Genomic DNA, 16,520 nt, shown 5'->3' with positions numbered 1-16,520 from the left:
GATAATTTTCAATCAACTACGACCAAGTGTAGGAATAAACTCCAGCCGCTGACAAGCACTCCAAGGTGCGACACACTGTCATTCCACCGCAACAATGCACGCCTTGATTCCAACGCTTTTTCCGATTCGGAAGCCGGCCGGCCTGGCCCAAAGTGATGGATGAGGTACTCGGATGGCGCCGCACCGCGAGTAGCGGCACCAGTAAGCAAAAGATGCTCAGCCTCCCGCGCGTTTCACCGCCCAGCCGCGCCGGGTGAGATCCTCGACGAGGCGATCGCGATGATCGCCTTGGATCTCGATACGTCCATTCTCCACCGAGCCGCCGCAGCCGCAGTGCTTCTTGAGTTCGGTGGCAAGCAGCTGCAATTCAGGCTCGGGCAGGCCCAGTCCGGCGATGACGGTAACACCCTTGCCCTTGCGCCCCTGAGTCTCGCGGCTGACGCGTACGACGCCGTCGGCAGCCGCCTTGCCGGACGCGCCTTTACCGGGTGTGCCTTTGCGGCAGACGCATTCGGGGCGGGCACGCAGGCAGTTCGGGCAGCGCTCGCCGATGCCGGTGCTGTACACGATGCCGCCATCGTCGCGGCTGCGGGATCGGCTGGGGCGCGGTTTCATGGTGGAAAAGCGTTCATCATCCGCGCGGTGGCGGGTTGGTCATCGTTTTCGCGGGAGCGGGGAACGATGATCTTGGCATGTTCGCGGCACGGATCAAGCGTATCTTTTATATCCGGGCGGTTTTAGCTGTCTGGTTGCGGCAGCCTGCGGTTATCCTTGGCGCATGTATTGGATACTTGCAGCTGCATTTCTCTATGTTGCGATCGCCGTGCCGCGGCTGCGGCCGGTGGCGATCGCTGGATTCGTGGTACTGAGCATCCTGCTGGGGTGGGGAATCGTACAGCGCTGGCGCGGCCCTGACCCGGCCACGCCGGCGCTCGTGCAGGAGCGTGGGCGTCCGAGTTCGCCGGCGGCGCAGTTGCGCTCGGTGCCGGTGGAATCGGTGCACCTTGACGGCATGCGGTTGACCGGCGGCGGTGCGCCCTTCGAACTGCATGGGCGCATCGGCAACCAGACCCGGGACATGCTGCTGAAGACGATAACGATCCGGCTGACACGGCTGGATTGCTACGAGGGAGCGCTGGATCCCAGCGGCTGCGAACCGATCTGGCAGGAGCAGCACTGGACGGCGGTGTCGGTGCCGCCGCAGCAGTCGCGCGACTTCGCCTCGTCCATCTGGCGCCGCGGCGGCGCGCCCCGGGCGCGAGGGACCATTCATGATCGCTTCGAGATCATCGCAGCGACCGGCGAGCCGGTCGTACCGGCCGCACCGACCGTACCGGCCGAGACAGGCGGGTCCCGGAATCCGGAGTAAGTAATGCACCTGTCCGCCGCCGCGTGAGCCGGCGGATATGGAGAGGTAGAGATTCGCGTGCAAGTCTTCCTGAGCTACCTGATCGCGGGGTGGTCCGGCTTTTTCGTGATGGCCATCGAATTGCTGGGTGGGCGCCTGCTGGCGCCGACCTTCGGCAGCAGCATCTACGTATGGGGTGCCATCATCACGGTGTTCATGCTGGCACTGTCGCTGGGCTATCTGGCGGGCGGCCGGTTATCGGTGCATGCTCCGAGCGTGCGGCGGCTCGGTCTCATCCTGCTGGTGGCCGCGGCAAGCGTGTCGCCGCTGCTGATGTTTGCAGAGGGCATACTGGATGCCGTCGCGCAGCGGGTGCCGGATCCACGCTTCGGTTCGCTGCTGGGTGCGAGCCTGCTGTTCTTCGTACCCACGTTTTTCTCGGGCATGGTCTCCCCGTATGCCGTGCGCCTGCTGGTACAGGATCGAAGCAGTTCGGGACGTCACGCAGGCCAGCTGTACTTCGCGTCGACGTTCGGCAGTGCGGCGGGTACCCTGCTGACGTCCTTCTACCTGGTGCTGATCATGGAAGTGAATCATATCCTGCTGGTCATGCTGCTGATTTCGGGATGCATCGGGATCCTGGCCTGGTTCGGCGGAAGACGCGGGCATGCGTGAGCCGCTGCCGGCAGCCTTGAAGCCGGTCGCCTTCGCGTTGCTGCTGCTGGGGTTGACCGCGCCGGCGGAGGCGATGCGCCTGCTGCACTCCGAGCGGTCGCTGTATCGCGAAGTCATGGTATATGACGCCGGCCACATACGCTGCATGTGCTTCACTCGTGCTTGCCGTATCGGACGCCAGAGCTGCATGGACCGCCAGCGGCCCGAGCGCATCGTCATGAGCTATATAGGCATGATGCTGGCTTCATTGTATGTGCAGCCCGCACCCGAATCGATCCTGATCATCGGCCTGGGGGGCGGTACGCTGCCCATGACATTGGCGCGGATGTTCCCGCTGGCGCGCATCGATACGGTGGAAATCGATCCTGCCGTCGTGCGCGTGGCACGAGCATACTTCGGCTTTCGCGATGCGGGGCGGATACAGGTGTTCGAGATGGACGGGCGTGTTTTCGTCAAGCGCGCCATTCGTCGGGCGCAGCACTACGATCTGATCATGCTCGATGCGTTCGACCACGAATATATCCCCGAGCATCTGCTGACGCGTGAATTCATTGCCGAGGTGAAATCGCTGCTGGTGCCGCAGGGCGTGCTGGCCGCGAATACATTTTCGACCAGCCGCCTGTACGATCATGAGTCCGTGACCTATGCGGCCGAATTCAACGAGTTCTTCAACCTGAAATGTGAAAACCGGGTGATCATCGCGGTCAACGGCGATCTTCCGGAGGACGCGGTACTGCAACGCCACAGCATGCAGTTGAAAGATGCCTTTGCCGAGTTCGGACTGGATGCCCCAGGGCTGCTGTCCTTGTTTTCCAGGCAAGCCGACTGGGATGAGAATGCCCGCGTGCTGACCGATCAGTATTCACCGGCCAATCTGCTCAATCTGCGCAGGCTCAGGCCGTACAAAAAGGATTCGCCCGGCCGTTAGCGGGCATCATTCATGAATCTCTCTGAACTCTCGGCGAAGGCCTGCATGGGAGAAGTTTCCGAGATCGCCGAAAACTTGGGGAGGTCAAGCGCGGTAGCGCGCAGTCATGGTGAAAGGCGAACTCATCCTCGATCGGCTGACGACGATCATGAGATCGATCACGCTCGCCATCAGCCCCGAAGCGCGGCCTCAAGAATGGATTTGATCCATTCCGGTGCGCGCTGCAATGCTTTGAGATCATTGGGAGCCGGCGCCGCGACGGCAATTTGCGCGTTCATCCGGGAAGCCGGCGAGTCGTGTCCAGTTGCAATCGTCTTGCTCTCGGGCGGAGCGGCCGTTATGTTCCGCCTTCTTTCATGGGAGCCTGATGCCGCATGGCGATGAACTTTCTGGACTTCGAGCAACCGATCGCCGAGCTGGAAGCCAAGATCGATGAGCTGAGATTCGTCTCCGATGACACCGAGGTGAATATCGGCGAGGAGATTTCCCGCCTGCGCGCCAAGAGCCGCGCGCTGACCACCAGCATCTTTTCCAACCTGACGCAGTGGCAGATCGCCCAGCTTGCACGCCATCCGCAGCGTCCCTATACGATGGACTACATCGGAGCCCTGTTCACCGATTTCCAGGAGTTGCACGGCGACCGCATGTATGCCGACGATCAGGCGATCATCGGCGGACTGGCGCGACTGGAGGGCAGGCCCGTCATGGTGATCGGCCAGCAGAAGGGGCGCGATACCAAGGAGCGGGTGCGCCGCAACTATGGCATGCCCAAGCCGGAGGGCTATCGCAAGGCGCTGCGCCTGATGCATCTGGCGGAACGCTTCCAGATGCCGCTGATCTCGTTCATCGATACCGCCGGCGCCTATCCCGGCGTGGGCGCCGAGGAGCGCGGCCAAAGCGAGGCGATCGCCCGCAACCTGTTCGAGATGTCGGGCTTGCAAGTGCCGATCATTGCAGTCGTGGTCGGCGAGGGCGGCTCCGGCGGTGCGCTGGCGATCGGCGTGTCCGACCGGCTGCTGATGCTTCAGTACAGCATTTATTCGGTGATTTCACCGGAAGGCTGCGCAGGCATCCTGTGGCGCAGCGGCGATAAGAAGGACCTGGCGGCTGAGGCGATGGGCGTGAGTGCCGAGCGCATCGCCAAGCTTGGTGTCATCGACGAGGTGCTCAAGGAACCGCTCGGCGGCGCGCATCGGGATCCGCAGGCCATGGCGGATACGCTCAAGGACGCACTGCTGCGGCATCTGGGCGAACTGCAGTTGCAGCCGCTGGAACAACTGCTCAGGAGCCGCGAGCAACGCTTGCGCGCCTACGGCGTGTTCAGCCAGGCGTAAATGCGCCGGCGAGGCTCGACGGCACCCGGCTAGGTTATGCTGCAATTCTCTCCATCGGCACTGCTGGCCGGCATCGAGGCCGGCCTTCGGGGCCTGGAACCGGACGTCGCCGGCGACGTCCCTGCACGCCGCCTGTGCATCGCCTACAGCGGCGGGCTGGATTCCACCGTGCTGTTGCATGCCGCGGCCCGCCTGTGCGCCGACCATCCCGGTCATCGTTTACGCGCCGTGCATATCGATCACCAACTGCATGACGACTCGGCGCGCTGGAGCACGCACTGCGAGGCTTTTGCCGGGCGCCTGGGTGCGGCATTCCAGAAAGTCACGGTCGAGGTGCCGCGACGGCCGGACCAGGGGCTGGAGGCAGCGGCACGTGCCGCACGCTATGACGCCCTGGGAGCGTTGCTGGCGCCGGGAGAGCTGCTGCTGACGGCACATCATGCCGATGACCAGCTGGAGACCGTGCTGCTGGCTCTCATGCGCGGCGCCGGGCTGCGCGGCCTGAGTGCCATGCCGTCCGGCCAGCGTTTCGCGCGAGGCTGGCTGGTGCGGCCGTTACTGGGATTCACGCGGACGGCACTGGAGGCGTGGGCATGCCAGGAGCGATTGGAATGGCTCACCGATCCGTCCAACACGGATACCCGTTTCGACCGAAACTATCTGCGCCACCGTGTTTTGCCGGCATTGCAAGAGCGCTGGCCCGCGGCGGCGCGCAGCGCCGTACGCAGTGCTGCGCATCTTGGCGAGGCAGGCGCAGTGCTGGACGCGCTCGCGGCCCGGGACTACGCGGCGGCTGGTGTCGGGGCCTGCGTGGCTCTCGAAGCCCTGCGTTCGCTCGATCCGGCGCGCCGCCGCAACCTGCTGCGTTATTGGATCCGTCAGCAGGGCCTGCTCGCACCCTCCACGCGCAAGCTTGCGGCGATCGAGCATGATCTGCTTCGGGCGCGCGAAGATCGTGTTCCCTGCGTCGCCTGGGAGGGCGGGGAACTGCGCCGGCATGCGGGCCTGATCCATGCACTGCGCCCGGGCGAGGTACCCGCGGCGGCGTTCGAACCGCTGCGCTGGCCGGTGCGCTGGCCGGCCACGCAGCCGCTGGTCCTGCCAGGCGGCCTGGGCCGTCTGCGTCTCGAGCATTGCGGCAGCCGTGAGAACGGCGGGCACGAGACCGTCATGGCCGAGATCGGGATGTCCGGACCAGGCCTTGTCGGACCGCCTGTCACCGGACCGCCTGTCACCGGACCGCCTATTACCGGATTGGCCGTTACCCGGCTTGCACCCTCGCTGGAGGTTCGTGCCCGCCGCGGCGGAGAATTCCTGCGGCCTGCCGGCGATCCTCATCGGCGCACCCTCAAGAAGCTCTTACAGTCGCGCGGCGTGCTGCCCTGGTGGCGTCCGCACGTACCGCTGATCTACAGTGCCGGCCGTCTGGCGGCGGTAGCCGATCTGTGGATCGCACAGGAATTCGCCGCCGGCGAGGGGGAACCTTCGGCAAGAATCGTATGGGAAGCGGGACCCGACCTGCTTTCATCGACGGGGCGACTCGGATAGACTGTTCTCCCGTCGTGACGACGGTGCCGCACCTGCGGTGCGACACCTTTTCCAGTCTGCCTTATTCAAGCGACGGTGCCTGTGATGACGCGTTATATCTGTGTGACCGGCGGTGTCGTTTCCTCACTCGGAAAAGGCATCTCGGCGGCTTCCCTGGGCGCCATCCTTGAGGCTCGCGGGCTCAGAGTGAGCATGGTGAAGCTGGATCCGTACATCAACGTCGATCCCGGCACCATGAGCCCTTTCCAACATGGTGAAGTGTTCGTCACTACCGACGGTACGGAAACGGACCTGGATCTGGGTCACTACGAACGTTTCGTGCGCACCACGACTTCGCGCAACAGCAATTTCACCACCGGGCGGATCTATGAGCGGGTCATCGGCAAGGAACGCCGCGGCGACTATCTGGGTGCGACCGTCCAGGTCATCCCGCATATCACCGACGAGATCAAGCATTGCATCCGCATGGGTGCCGGCGACGCCGATGTATGCATGGTGGAAATCGGCGGTACGGTCGGTGACATCGAATCCCTGCCGTTCCTGGAGGCGATCCGCCAGATGGGGGTGGAGCTGGGGCACGATAATGTGCTCTATATGCATCTGACCCTCATTCCTTATATACCGAGTTCAGGCGAGATCAAGACCAAGCCGACACAGCATTCCGTCAAGGAACTGCGCTCGATCGGCATCCAGCCGGATATCCTGTTGTGCCGCTCGACCGATCCGCTGCCCGACGAGCAGCGCCGCAAGATCGCACTGTTCACCAATGTGGAGGAGCGCGCGGTCATCACGGCCGTGGATGCGGACGATCTGTATGAGATCCCGCTGTTGCTGCACGAGCAGGGGCTGGATGACATCGTGGTGCGCAAGCTGCACCTGGACGTACCGCCGGCCGACTTGCACGAATGGCGCGAGGTGGTGGCGGCGAAGGCGAATCCGGATGCGGCGGTGACGATCGCCCTGGTCGGAAAGTATGTCAATCTGCGCGATTCCTATATTTCACTGACCGAGGCGCTGACTCATGCGGGCGTGCGCACCCGCACGCGGGTGAACATCCAATTCGTGGAAGCGACCGATATCGAAAAGCACGGCGTCGGCTGCCTGGAGGGTGCCGATGCGGTGCTGGTGCCCGGCGGTTTCGGTGAACGCGGCGTCGACGGCAAGCTGCAGGCGATCCAATTCGCGCGCGAGCGGCAGCTTCCCTACCTCGGTATCTGCCTGGGCATGCAACTGGCGGTCGTCGAGTTCGCCCGCAACGTGGCCGGGATGCAGGGTGCGCATTCCACCGAGTTCGCCCGCAGCACGGCCCACCCCGTGGTGGCACTGATCGCCGAATGGCAGGATGAGAAGGGTACGCTGGAGCAGCGTACCGATAAATCCGCGATGGGCGGCACGATGCGCCTGGGCGCACAGGAAGTCCGGCTGTCGCATGGTTCGCTCGCGCATCGGATCTATGGTGCGGACCTGATCATGGAGCGTCATCGCCATCGCTATGAATTCAACAACCGATATTTGCAGAAGCTCATGAATGCGGGTCTGCGTTTTTCCGGCTTCTCGCGCGATGGTCTGGTGGAAATGATCGAACTGCCCTCGCATCCGTTTTTTGTGGCCAGCCAGTTCCATCCGGAATTTCGCTCCACGCCGCGCGACGGCCATCCGTTGTTCACACATTTCGTCCAGGCTGCGCGCGCTCGACGCCATCAGCAATTGCCGGCGGCAGTCAACGCCTGAAGGACGACTTCCCGGCGTCAGCATCTGGCGCCATGCATACGAGTCACGATGCAACTTTGCAATCATACCGTCGGTGCCGAGCAGCCCTTTTTTTTGATCGCCGGCCCGTGCGTGGTCGAAAGCGAGACCTTGGTCCTGGAGACCGCAGGCCGGCTCAAGGAGCTGACCGCGCATCTGGGCATACCGTTCATTTTCAAATCCTCCTTCGATAAGGCGAACCGCTCCTCGCGTGCGAGCTTTCGCGGTCCGGGCATGGAGGAGGGCTTGCGTATCCTCGCGGAGGTCAAGCGGCAGCTTGGCGTGCCGGTGCTGACCGACGTGCACGAGGATACGCCGCTTGCCGAGGTGGCTGCGGTCGTGGATGTGCTGCAGACGCCGGCATTTCTGTGCCGGCAAACCAACTTCATCGTCAGTGTCTGCTCGCAGGGGCGTCCCGTGAACATCAAGAAGGGACAGTTCCTTTCGCCCTGGGAGATGCGCAATGTGGTCGACAAGGCGCGCTCGACCGGCAACGAGCAGATCATGGTTTGTGAACGCGGCTTCAGTTTCGGCTATAACAATCTGGTCTCGGACATGCGTTCGCTCGCGGTGATGCGCGACACCGGCTGCCCGGTCGTGTTCGATGCGACCCATTCCGTGCAACTGCCGGGCGGACAGGGCAGTGCCTCCGGCGGGCAGCGCGAATTCGTGCCGGTGCTGGCGCGCGCGGCCATCGGTGCGGGTGTGGCGGGACTGTTCATGGAAACTCATCCCGATCCGGACAAGGCCTTGTCGGACGGCCCGAACGCGTGGCCCCTGGGCCGCATGGAGGCGCTGCTGACGACGCTCAAAGAACTCGATCGAATCGTCAAACGTCAGCCTTATGAGGAAAGCCTGTTATGAGCAAGATCGTCGACATCCGCGGGCGCGAAATCATCGACTCGCGCGGCAATCCCACCGTGGAAGCCGATGTGCTGCTGGATTCCGGCGCCATGGGCCGCGCCGCGGTGCCCTCCGGTGCGTCCACCGGTACGCGCGAAGCAGTCGAACTGCGCGATGGTGATCCGCGCCGCTACCTGGGCAAGGGGGTCACCCGGGCGGTGGCCAATGTCAACACGGAAATTCGCCAGGCCTTGCTGGGACGCGAGGCGTCCGCTCAGGAAGAGATCGACCGCCTGATGATCGGCTTGGACGGCACGCCGACCAAGGCGCGGCTGGGCGCCAATGCCTTGCTGGCGGTGTCGCTTGCGAATGCGCATGCGATGGCGCGTGAAGCGGGGCAGCCGCTGTTCCGCCGTCTTGGCGGACCGGGTCCGAAGATCCTGCCGGTGCCCATGATGAATATCATCAACGGCGGGGCTCACGCCGACAACAGCGTCGATATCCAGGAGTTCATGATCCTGCCCGTCGGCGCGCCTTCGCTGTCCGAGGCGCTGCGCTACGGCGCGGAAATTTTCCATACGCTCAAGAAGGTGCTGCACGAGCGCAGGCTGTCGACCGCGGTCGGCGACGAGGGCGGCTTTGCACCGGATCTGCCGTCCAACGAGGCGGCATTGGAAACCATCCTGGAGGCCATCGAGCGCGCCGGCTACCAGGCCGGGCGGCAAGTGTTCCTGGGGCTGGACGTGGCAAGCACCGAATTCCACCATGCCGGAATCTATGATCTGGCCTCCGAGAATCGCAAATTCACCGCCACACAGTTTGCCGACTACCTGGAAGGCCTGGTGGGCCGCTATCCGATCATCACGATCGAGGACGGCATGAGCGAGGACGATTGGGATGGTTGGGCGCTGCTGACACGGCGCCTGGGTGGTCGCGTGCAATTGGTGGGGGATGATTTGTTCGTCACCAACACTCAAATACTCAAGGAAGGGATCGATAAACACATCGCCAACGCGATCCTGATCAAGCCCAACCAGATCGGTACGCTGAGTGAAACGCTGGCGGCGATCGAGATGGCAACTGCGGCAAACTATGCTTCGGTCGTCTCGCATCGTTCCGGAGAAACCGAGGATGCCACGATTGCGGATCTTGCCGTGGCGACTTCGGCCACCCAGATCAAGACCGGTTCCATGTCGCGATCGGATCGCATCGCCAAATACAATCAACTGTTGCGTATCGAGGCGGAATTGGGCGATGAGGCTCGTTATGCCGGTACAGAGGCGTTCCCCGTGCCGCTTCCGGGCCTGTCCAGCTGACCCGTCCTTGCCTGCTGACGGTCCTCGGTCGACGTGCCGCACTGAAGCATGAAATTCCTGGCTGCGGGACTGTTGCTGCTGCTCGTATTTTTGCAGTATCGGCTGTGGCTGGGGGAAAGCGGGATGCGCGAGGTGAAGCAACTGCGCGGCGAAATCTCCGCGCAGCGCGAGGAAAACGTTGTTCTTCGCGAGCGCAATCGCACCTTGGCCGCCGAGGTTCAGGATCTGAAGAAGGGTACGACGGCGATCGAGGAGCGTGCCCGCACCGATTTAGGCATGATCGTGCAGGGCGAGACCTTCTACCAGGTCATCGAGCCCAGGCGTGCGGCGGCCGATGCCCACGCCGATGCCGATGTTTCGCAGAACGAGGGGCCACAGGATCGGAAGCGTGATCGGCCGGGACGACATCCAGGTAGCATGCCTGGTTCCAGTCCATCCCTGCCGTCTCATGAAGAGCGCCCGGGGGCGCAGCCGGCGCCCGCTGCACCGCGAGGCGATGACGGCGAGGGTGCGGGTAGATCCGATCGCGCGGATGTGCGCCGCGCGGCCGCCCCACCGGTGGGTACGCGGTAGGACGAGGCACACCGGTGGACTCCGACAGCCAGACAGGCTATCAGGCGATCGTTCCCGCCGCGGGCATGTCGCGGCGCATGGGGCCGCAATCCATGCCCAAGCAGTATCTGGCGCTGGCGGGCCGCCGGGTCATCGAATGGTCGCTTGCGCCGCTGCTGGATCATGCTGCCTGCCGGCGGATCATCGTGGTGCTGTCCCGGGATGATGTCCACTGGGCGAGCCTGCCGGTGGCGAATCATCCCAAGATCGCCATCGCCATCGGCGGCGATGAGCGTGCGGATTCGGTGCGTGCCGGGCTGACGGCGGCGTGCGTCCAGGCGAATGAGCGCGACTGGATACTGGTGCACGATGCCGCGCGTCCCTGCCTGGCCGCTGCCGATCTGGTACGGTTGTTCGAGCAACTACAGGATGACGAAGTCGGCGGATTACTCGCCACGCCGGTCGTGGACACGCTCAAGCAAGTGGATGAGTCGCAGCGTGTCGTGCAGACCGTGCCGCGCGAGCGTTTGTGGCGGGCGCTTACGCCGCAGCTGTTCCGATTCGGCATACTGATGCGTGCCATGACGCATTGTGCCAAGCGGCAGTTCGCCGTGACCGACGAGGCGCAGGCCATCGAGGCGCTGGGCCTGCGCCCGCAGGTGGTGGCCGGCGATGCCGATAATATCAAAATCACCCTGCCGGAGGATCTGGTACGCGCTGCGCGGATCCTCGACGCCTCCGGGCAGGATGCGACACCCGAGTAAACGCGCAAGCGTATCTGGAATGAATGAAGGCGTTGGAATGAACGAATCCGGAAAGGCAGGTGCATGAGCGTTGCACTGCGTATCGGTCAAGGCTATGACGTGCACGCGTTCACTGCCGGCAGTTATGTAACCCTGGGCGGCGAGCGGATTCCCCATGTTCGCGGCGTGCAGGCCCATTCCGATGGCGATGTACTGCTGCATGCGCTGTGCGACGCTTTGCTGGGCGCTGCGGGCCTGGGCGATATCGGCATCCATTTCCCGGATTCGGAGGCGCGCTGGCGTGGCGCTGACAGCCGTGGTTTTCTGCGCCATGTGCGCGAACTGCTGCAACAAAAGGGTTATCGCATTGTGAATGTCGATGCCACGATCCTCGCAGAGGCGCCGCGCCTGGGCGCCCACCGCGCTGCGATGCGCGCGAATATCGCTGCTGACCTGTGTCTGGAGACCGCGCGTGTGAACATCAAGGCGACGACCGGCGAGGGCCTGGGTTTCATCGGGCATGGTGAAGGACTTGCCTGCCAGGCCATTGCGCTGATCGAGTACGCTCCCGAAGGAACCGGCCCGCGCGAAGGAGCCGGTCCGGAGACCGGTTCGGAGGCCGTACCCGTATGATCGAGCCGGAATCCCTGTCCCACCTGCCGCGCGCCCACGGCGGACCGGCGGGCCGTGCGCGTCTGCGCACCGTACCGGAGGATTTCGTGGTGCGCGAATGGCTGGGTTTCGAAGCAGACGGGGAGGGCGACCATCTGCTGCTGAAGCTGCGCAAGCGTGGGGCCAATACCCTGTGGGTTGCGAAACAGCTGGCGCGCATCGCCAAGATCCATGTTCGCGATGTCGGTTTCGCCGGCTTGAAGGATCGCGACGCCGTGGCCGAGCAGTCGTTCACCGTGCCGGCGCGTTCGGCGATCGGCCGGGACGACATCCAGGAATGGCTGGCCGTCTCGGGCGAGGGTTTCGAAGTGATCGCGGTGGCCCGCCAGCGTCGCAAGCTGAGACGCGGCGCTTTGCGCGGCAATGAGTTCGAGATCCTGGTGCGTGATTTCGCGGGTGATGCCGCGCTGTTGGAGGCGAGGCTGCGAACGATCGCGCTGGAAGGCATCCCGAACTACTTCGGACCCCAGCGCTTCGGCCATGCCGGACAAAACCTGAAACTTGCGCAGGCCTGGTTTGCAGGTGAGGCCGTACCTCGGGATCGCACCCAACGTGGTTTCGCACTGTCGGCGGCGCGCGCTGCGATCTTCAATGCCGTACTGGCGCAACGTGTGGCCGAGGGCAGCTGGAATCGTCTGTGCGATGGCGATATCGCCGGTTTGGACGGCAGTGCCAGCATCTTTGCCGTACCCGTCGTCGATGAGGTTTTGCGCGAGCGCTGCCGGCAGCTGGATATTCACCCGACGGGGCCATTATGGGGTGCGGAGCGCGGCGCGCCGGAGCCGATGCCGTCGCTGGAACGGCAGGTTGCCGCCCTCTACCCGATACTGGCGCAAGGCCTGGCTCGCGAAGGAATGGAAGCGCAGCGGCGCACCTTGCGAGCGAGAGTCGGCGAGCTGACCTGGTCCATCACCGCGGCACGTTGCGACACTGCGGGCGACCCGGCTGCGGATATGCAGGTCACGGACACGCAGACTACGAAGACACAGATCCGGCTCGCCTTTCGATTGCCGCGCGGCGCATTCGCGACAGCCGTCATGCATGAACTGCTGGATAATGCTTTCATCCAGGATATGCCCGAGGATCAGGAATAGCGGCGCCCGGCGTGCCGCCATGAGCGGACCGGCGGCCAGCGACATGCGGCGTGCCGCAGCCGCCGTAGGGCTTACAGGCCGCGCATGGCTGCATGCCGTCGTCCGCATAGCTCATGACAATGACCCCGGCCATGTGATCGTGGGGGGATTGCAGTATAGTTCCGCGCCGCAGGCATGGGGTCTGTACAGAATGATTTCCAGCTAATATCAAGTGGATTCGTGAAGATTCTCATCAGCAATGACGACGGCTACCGAGCCGACGGTCTCGGTGCGCTCACCGAGGCGCTTGCCCCTCTGGCGCAGATTACCGTCGTTGCGCCGGATCGCAATCGCAGCGGTGCCAGCAATTCCTTGACGCTGGAGGTGCCGCTGCGCGTGCTGCCGTATGGCGAGCGCCGTTATTTCGTGGTGAACGGTACGCCGACCGATTGCGTACACCTTGCGATTTCCGGGCTGTTCGCCGCCGAGCCGGAACCCGACATGGTGGTCTCCGGCATCAACGACGGCGCGAATCTTGGCGACGATGTGCTGTATTCCGGCACCGTCGCAGCTGCCGTGGAGGGGCGCTTCCTGGGTCTGCCGGCGATCGCGATGTCGCTGGTCGTGGGGGCGGATTCCGGCAGGCATTATCAGACCGCCGCACGCGTCGCCGTGGAGATGGTCATGCGGGTGCAGCGCAGCCCGTTGCATCGGGCCACCATCCTGAACGTCAATGTGCCGGACGTGCCTTATGAGGAGTTGCGCGGCTACGAGGCGACGCGCCTGGGATTTCGGCACCGTTCCGAGCCCATCGTTCGTTCCGAGGATCCGCGCGGCCGGCCGGTGTACTGGGTCGGCGCCGCCGGTGGCGGCGATGATGCAGGTCCGGGAACGGACTTTCATGCGATCGCGAACAATCGAGTGTCGGTGACGCCGCTGCAAATCGACCTCACCCGGCACTCGATGCTGGATGACATGCGGGAATGGCTGCAGGGACGCGAGCCGTGAAATCATTTCAGGATGGCAGCAAGCGTGCCGGTATCGGCATGACCTCGGCACGCACCCGCGAACGTCTGGTGCAGCGCCTGCGCGAGCAAGGCATCACCAATGCTCGCGTTCTGGAGCAGATCCGCAATGTTCCACGCCACCTGTTCGTCGACGAAGCACTGGCCACGCGCGCCTATGAGGATACGGCGCTGCCGATCGGCCAGGGGCAGACGATTTCCCAGCCCTTCGTCGTGGCGCGCATGACGGAAGCCCTCATCGAGGGGAGCACGCTGGGCAAGGTGCTGGAAGTGGGGACGGGATGCGGCTATCAAACGGCAGTCTTGGCGCCGCTGGTGCGTTTCATTTTCAGCGTCGAACGTATCCGCAGCCTGCAGGATCGCGCGCGCCAGCGTCTTCGGGAATTGAAGATCACCAATGTCCATTTACGTCATGGAGACGGTTTCGAGGGCTGGCCTGCGCATGCCCCCTACGACGGTATCCTGATGACTGCGGCGCCGCTGGCGATACCCGAGACGCTGTTCGAGCAACTGGCGCCGGGCGGGCGGCTCATCGCTCCGGTGGGACCTGAAGGGCATCAGCAGTTGCTGCGGATCACGCGACACAACGATGAGCTGAAGACCGAAACTCTGGGGCTGGTGAGCTTCGTGCCCCTGGTCAAGGGCACGGCTTAAAGGCACGCTCGGCCCCGGATGCCAGAATGTCCCGGATGTCCGATCTCGAATGCCCTCAGGATGCTCCACGGATACACTGGTTTCAGTCTTCCATCGCCAAGGCTCCGGCGGCATCTGCACCCGATGCCCGATCCGCCCGCGGCGTGAACGTCCCTTATCGTGCGCTGCGCGCCGGCATTGTAATTCTGTGGGTGTCGCTGCTGCTTGGCGCCTGCGCATCCACGCCCGAACGCGCCGGCACCTATACCGTCAAGCGCGGCGATACTTTGTTTTCCATCGGTACGCGGCTGGGGTACAGCTACAAGGATCTGGCTCGCTGGAACGGTATTGGAAAGGATTATGTGATCTATCCGGGGCAGGTGCTGAAGCTGTACCCGCGCTCCGCATCGCGCGGCAGGAAAGCCGTCGATACACGTGCCGCTACCGGGAGCGGTGCGGCCGTCAGACCGGGATCGAGCGGTCCGGCTGCCAGGCGAGGTGTTCCGTCAGCCGCAGCCCGGCCTCTCGGCCCACCGGTAAAATGGCAATGGCCGGTCGGCAGCGGTACGGCTACGTTGACGGCGCGGCCCAACGGCGGACATGGCCTGACGATCAGCGGACGCCTCGGCGATGAAATCCGCGCCGCCGGTCCGGGCAAGGTCGTGTACACCGGTACGGGCCTGCTCGGCTACGGACAGCTGGTCATCATCAAGCACAATGATACGTATCTCAGCGCCTACGGTCATACGCGCTCGGTCGAAATTCGAGAGGGCGACACCGTTTCCTCGGGACAGCGTATCGCGACGATGGGGGCGGGCCCGCAGGGAACGCCGATGCTCTATTTCGAGATTCGGATTCACGGCGAGCCGCACAATCCCTTGACGTTGCTTCCGCAACGATAGCTTGGTGATGCGGCAATGATGCGAATAATGGCGGCGATGAGACGCATGTCGTACGCATAGGCACTCATGAACGGCGGTCACGCGCGGCATTCATGAGTGACAGCCATGAATGACAATGGATGCTAGGGAGCGGATTGCACGTTCTCCCTGAGGATATATTCCGCAAAAACTTGTCAATAAAGAGTTGCACTGCATGCGATCGTGTGTCTAACATCCGTCCCGCGATGTCGCGGTGTGGCGACGAATAAATCTGGACTCTGTCTAAATCAAGACCGAGTCCGGCAGCTGCCTACAAGGTTGGTCGCCGCCAAGGGGGAGAGGAGAAAGGAAATAAGGAAATTAAGGAAATAAGGAGATAAGGAGATAAGGAGAAAGGAGGCAGAGTGGAGCCAGGAGAGGCAGTCCAAGGAAAGCGAGTCCAAGGAGAGCGAACCTTAAGGAGAGGGAGTAAGCGGATGGTTTTTCGGGATCACCGGTAGAAGACGCGGGGGCGGAGGGGGATTCGAGGAAACAGCGCGAAGAAGAACAAAACAGAACAACAAGAATATTTCGTCACCTGCACGACGCTTGATGCGCCGGCAATGACGAGTTGGGTCGAACGAACTTCAGTCCCTCGCGTCTTCTACCGGTGGTCCTGCACCGGTAGAAGCAAATCTAAAGAGCCCTACCGGTGATTCTGCACCGGTAGAAGCAAATCAAAGAGCCCTACCGGTGATCCTGCACCGGTAGAAGCAAATTCCGGTGTTTTTGCCGAGCCTCAGCGATCAGCCGATACATCATGATTCCTCATCGTCCTCCAGCAACAGAGCGGCGACGACGCGGCGATCTTCGCTGACCAGGACATTGTAGGTACGGCAGGCTGCTCCGGTCTCCATGACTTCGCAGCCGATGCCACGGGACATCAGCGTGGCCAGCAGGCGCGAATCCGGAAATTGCTGGTCTGCGCCCGAGCCGAGTACGACGATCTCCGGCTCCAGCGCCAGCACGGCCTCGAAGTCTTCCTCGGTGAGTTGGGCGATCGAGCGAGGGCGCCATGCCCGCACGAGCCGATCCCGGCTGATCAGGCAGCTGCCACGAATCACTTCGCCGGCCACCCGCACTTGGCCGCGCGCATAGGAGTGCACCAGGTTCGCGCCCGTAATTCCATCGTCTGTCAGCTTCATTCGGTTACGATAGCGC

At 63.4% G+C, this 16,520-nt stretch carries 16 protein-coding genes and 1 pseudogene; 15 read left to right on the top strand and 2 right to left on the bottom strand.

Features of this window, described 5'->3' with window-relative positions; translation table 11 throughout:
- Positions 1-216 precede the first annotated feature (216 nt).
- Positions 217-615 carry an SUI1 family translation initiation factor gene (locus tag ACG33_RS09555; RefSeq protein WP_066920707.1) on the bottom strand — a complete coding sequence of 133 codons (399 nt, stop codon included), beginning with the start codon at positions 613-615 and terminating at the stop codon, positions 217-219.
- Positions 616-778: 163 nt separating this feature from the next.
- On the opposite strand from ACG33_RS09555, the gene ACG33_RS09550 reads away from it, so the two are divergent.
- The 15 genes and pseudogenes from ACG33_RS09550 to ACG33_RS09475 all read left to right on the top strand — a co-directional run bounded on the left by ACG33_RS09550 (position 779) and on the right by ACG33_RS09475 (position 15,341).
- Positions 779-1,369 carry a hypothetical protein gene (locus ACG33_RS09550; protein ID WP_066920705.1) on the top strand — a complete coding sequence of 197 codons (591 nt, stop codon included), beginning with the start codon at positions 779-781 and terminating at the stop codon, positions 1,367-1,369.
- 108 nt (positions 1,370-1,477) lie between these two features.
- Entirely contained in the window at positions 1,478-2,023 is a 546-nt protein-coding gene (locus ACG33_RS09545) for a fused MFS/spermidine synthase (protein ID WP_066923143.1), read from the top strand.
- Complete coding sequence (locus tag ACG33_RS09540; protein WP_066920703.1) at positions 2,016-2,951, top strand: spermidine synthase; 936 nt, start codon at positions 2,016-2,018, stop codon at positions 2,949-2,951. Before ACG33_RS09545 ends, ACG33_RS09540 begins: the two co-directional genes overlap by 8 nt.
- A 374-nt stretch (positions 2,952-3,325) precedes the next feature.
- Complete coding sequence (locus ACG33_RS09535; RefSeq protein WP_066920701.1) at positions 3,326-4,285, top strand: acetyl-CoA carboxylase carboxyltransferase subunit alpha; 960 nt, start codon at positions 3,326-3,328, stop codon at positions 4,283-4,285.
- Positions 4,286-4,321: 36 nt separating this feature from the next.
- Positions 4,322-5,833: a tRNA lysidine(34) synthetase TilS gene (gene tilS, locus ACG33_RS09530; RefSeq protein ID WP_066920699.1), complete on the top strand. Its 1,512-nt coding sequence runs from the start codon at positions 4,322-4,324 to the stop codon at positions 5,831-5,833.
- Positions 5,834-5,917: 84 nt separating this feature from the next.
- Positions 5,918-7,564, top strand: a complete 1,647-nt coding sequence (locus ACG33_RS09525) for a CTP synthase (protein WP_066920697.1) — start codon at positions 5,918-5,920, stop codon at positions 7,562-7,564.
- Positions 7,565-7,612: 48 nt separating this feature from the next.
- A complete protein-coding gene (gene kdsA / locus ACG33_RS09520) occupies positions 7,613-8,446 on the top strand; it encodes a 3-deoxy-8-phosphooctulonate synthase (RefSeq protein ID WP_066920695.1) in 834 nt (277 codons plus the stop codon).
- Positions 8,443-9,741 carry a phosphopyruvate hydratase gene (gene eno, locus ACG33_RS09515; protein ID WP_066920693.1) on the top strand — a complete coding sequence of 433 codons (1,299 nt, stop codon included), beginning with the start codon at positions 8,443-8,445 and terminating at the stop codon, positions 9,739-9,741. Before kdsA ends, eno begins: the two co-directional genes overlap by 4 nt.
- 48 nt (positions 9,742-9,789) lie before the next feature.
- Positions 9,790-10,056, top strand: a pseudogene (ftsB, locus tag ACG33_RS16965) (cell division protein FtsB); the annotation flags it as partial.
- A gap of 272 nt (positions 10,057-10,328) precedes the next feature.
- Positions 10,329-11,057 carry a 2-C-methyl-D-erythritol 4-phosphate cytidylyltransferase gene (gene ispD / locus ACG33_RS09505; RefSeq protein WP_237392605.1) on the top strand — a complete coding sequence of 243 codons (729 nt, stop codon included), beginning with the start codon at positions 10,329-10,331 and terminating at the stop codon, positions 11,055-11,057.
- Positions 11,058-11,120: 63 nt separating this feature from the next.
- Positions 11,121-11,669: a 2-C-methyl-D-erythritol 2,4-cyclodiphosphate synthase gene (gene ispF / locus ACG33_RS09500; RefSeq protein WP_066920688.1), complete on the top strand. Its 549-nt coding sequence runs from the start codon at positions 11,121-11,123 to the stop codon at positions 11,667-11,669.
- The gene (gene truD / locus ACG33_RS09495; RefSeq protein WP_066920686.1) at positions 11,666-12,802 is read left to right on the top strand and encodes a tRNA pseudouridine(13) synthase TruD; all 1,137 of its coding nucleotides are present in this window, start codon (positions 11,666-11,668) and stop codon (positions 12,800-12,802) included. The genes ispF and truD overlap by 4 nt, the downstream gene beginning before the upstream one ends.
- A gap of 219 nt (positions 12,803-13,021) precedes the next feature.
- The gene (gene surE, locus ACG33_RS09485; protein ID WP_066920682.1) at positions 13,022-13,789 is read left to right on the top strand and encodes a 5'/3'-nucleotidase SurE; all 768 of its coding nucleotides are present in this window, start codon (positions 13,022-13,024) and stop codon (positions 13,787-13,789) included.
- A complete protein-coding gene (locus ACG33_RS09480; protein WP_066920680.1) occupies positions 13,765-14,460 on the top strand; it encodes a protein-L-isoaspartate(D-aspartate) O-methyltransferase in 696 nt (231 codons plus the stop codon). The genes surE and ACG33_RS09480 overlap by 25 nt, the downstream gene beginning before the upstream one ends.
- 26 nt (positions 14,461-14,486) lie before the next feature.
- A complete protein-coding gene (locus ACG33_RS09475; protein WP_083536665.1) occupies positions 14,487-15,341 on the top strand; it encodes a peptidoglycan DD-metalloendopeptidase family protein in 855 nt (284 codons plus the stop codon).
- A 776-nt stretch (positions 15,342-16,117) separates the two neighbouring features.
- Here ACG33_RS09475 and ACG33_RS09470 read toward each other — a convergent pair.
- Positions 16,118-16,504 carry an Mth938-like domain-containing protein gene (locus ACG33_RS09470; protein WP_210398992.1) on the bottom strand — a complete coding sequence of 129 codons (387 nt, stop codon included), beginning with the start codon at positions 16,502-16,504 and terminating at the stop codon, positions 16,118-16,120.
- Between the last annotated feature and the right edge of the window lie 16 nt (positions 16,505-16,520).

This window comes from Steroidobacter denitrificans, from assembly GCF_001579945.1.
Classification (GTDB): Bacteria; Pseudomonadota; Gammaproteobacteria; order Steroidobacterales; family Steroidobacteraceae; genus Steroidobacter; species Steroidobacter denitrificans.
This window is presented reverse-complemented; position numbering and strand designations above follow the sequence as displayed.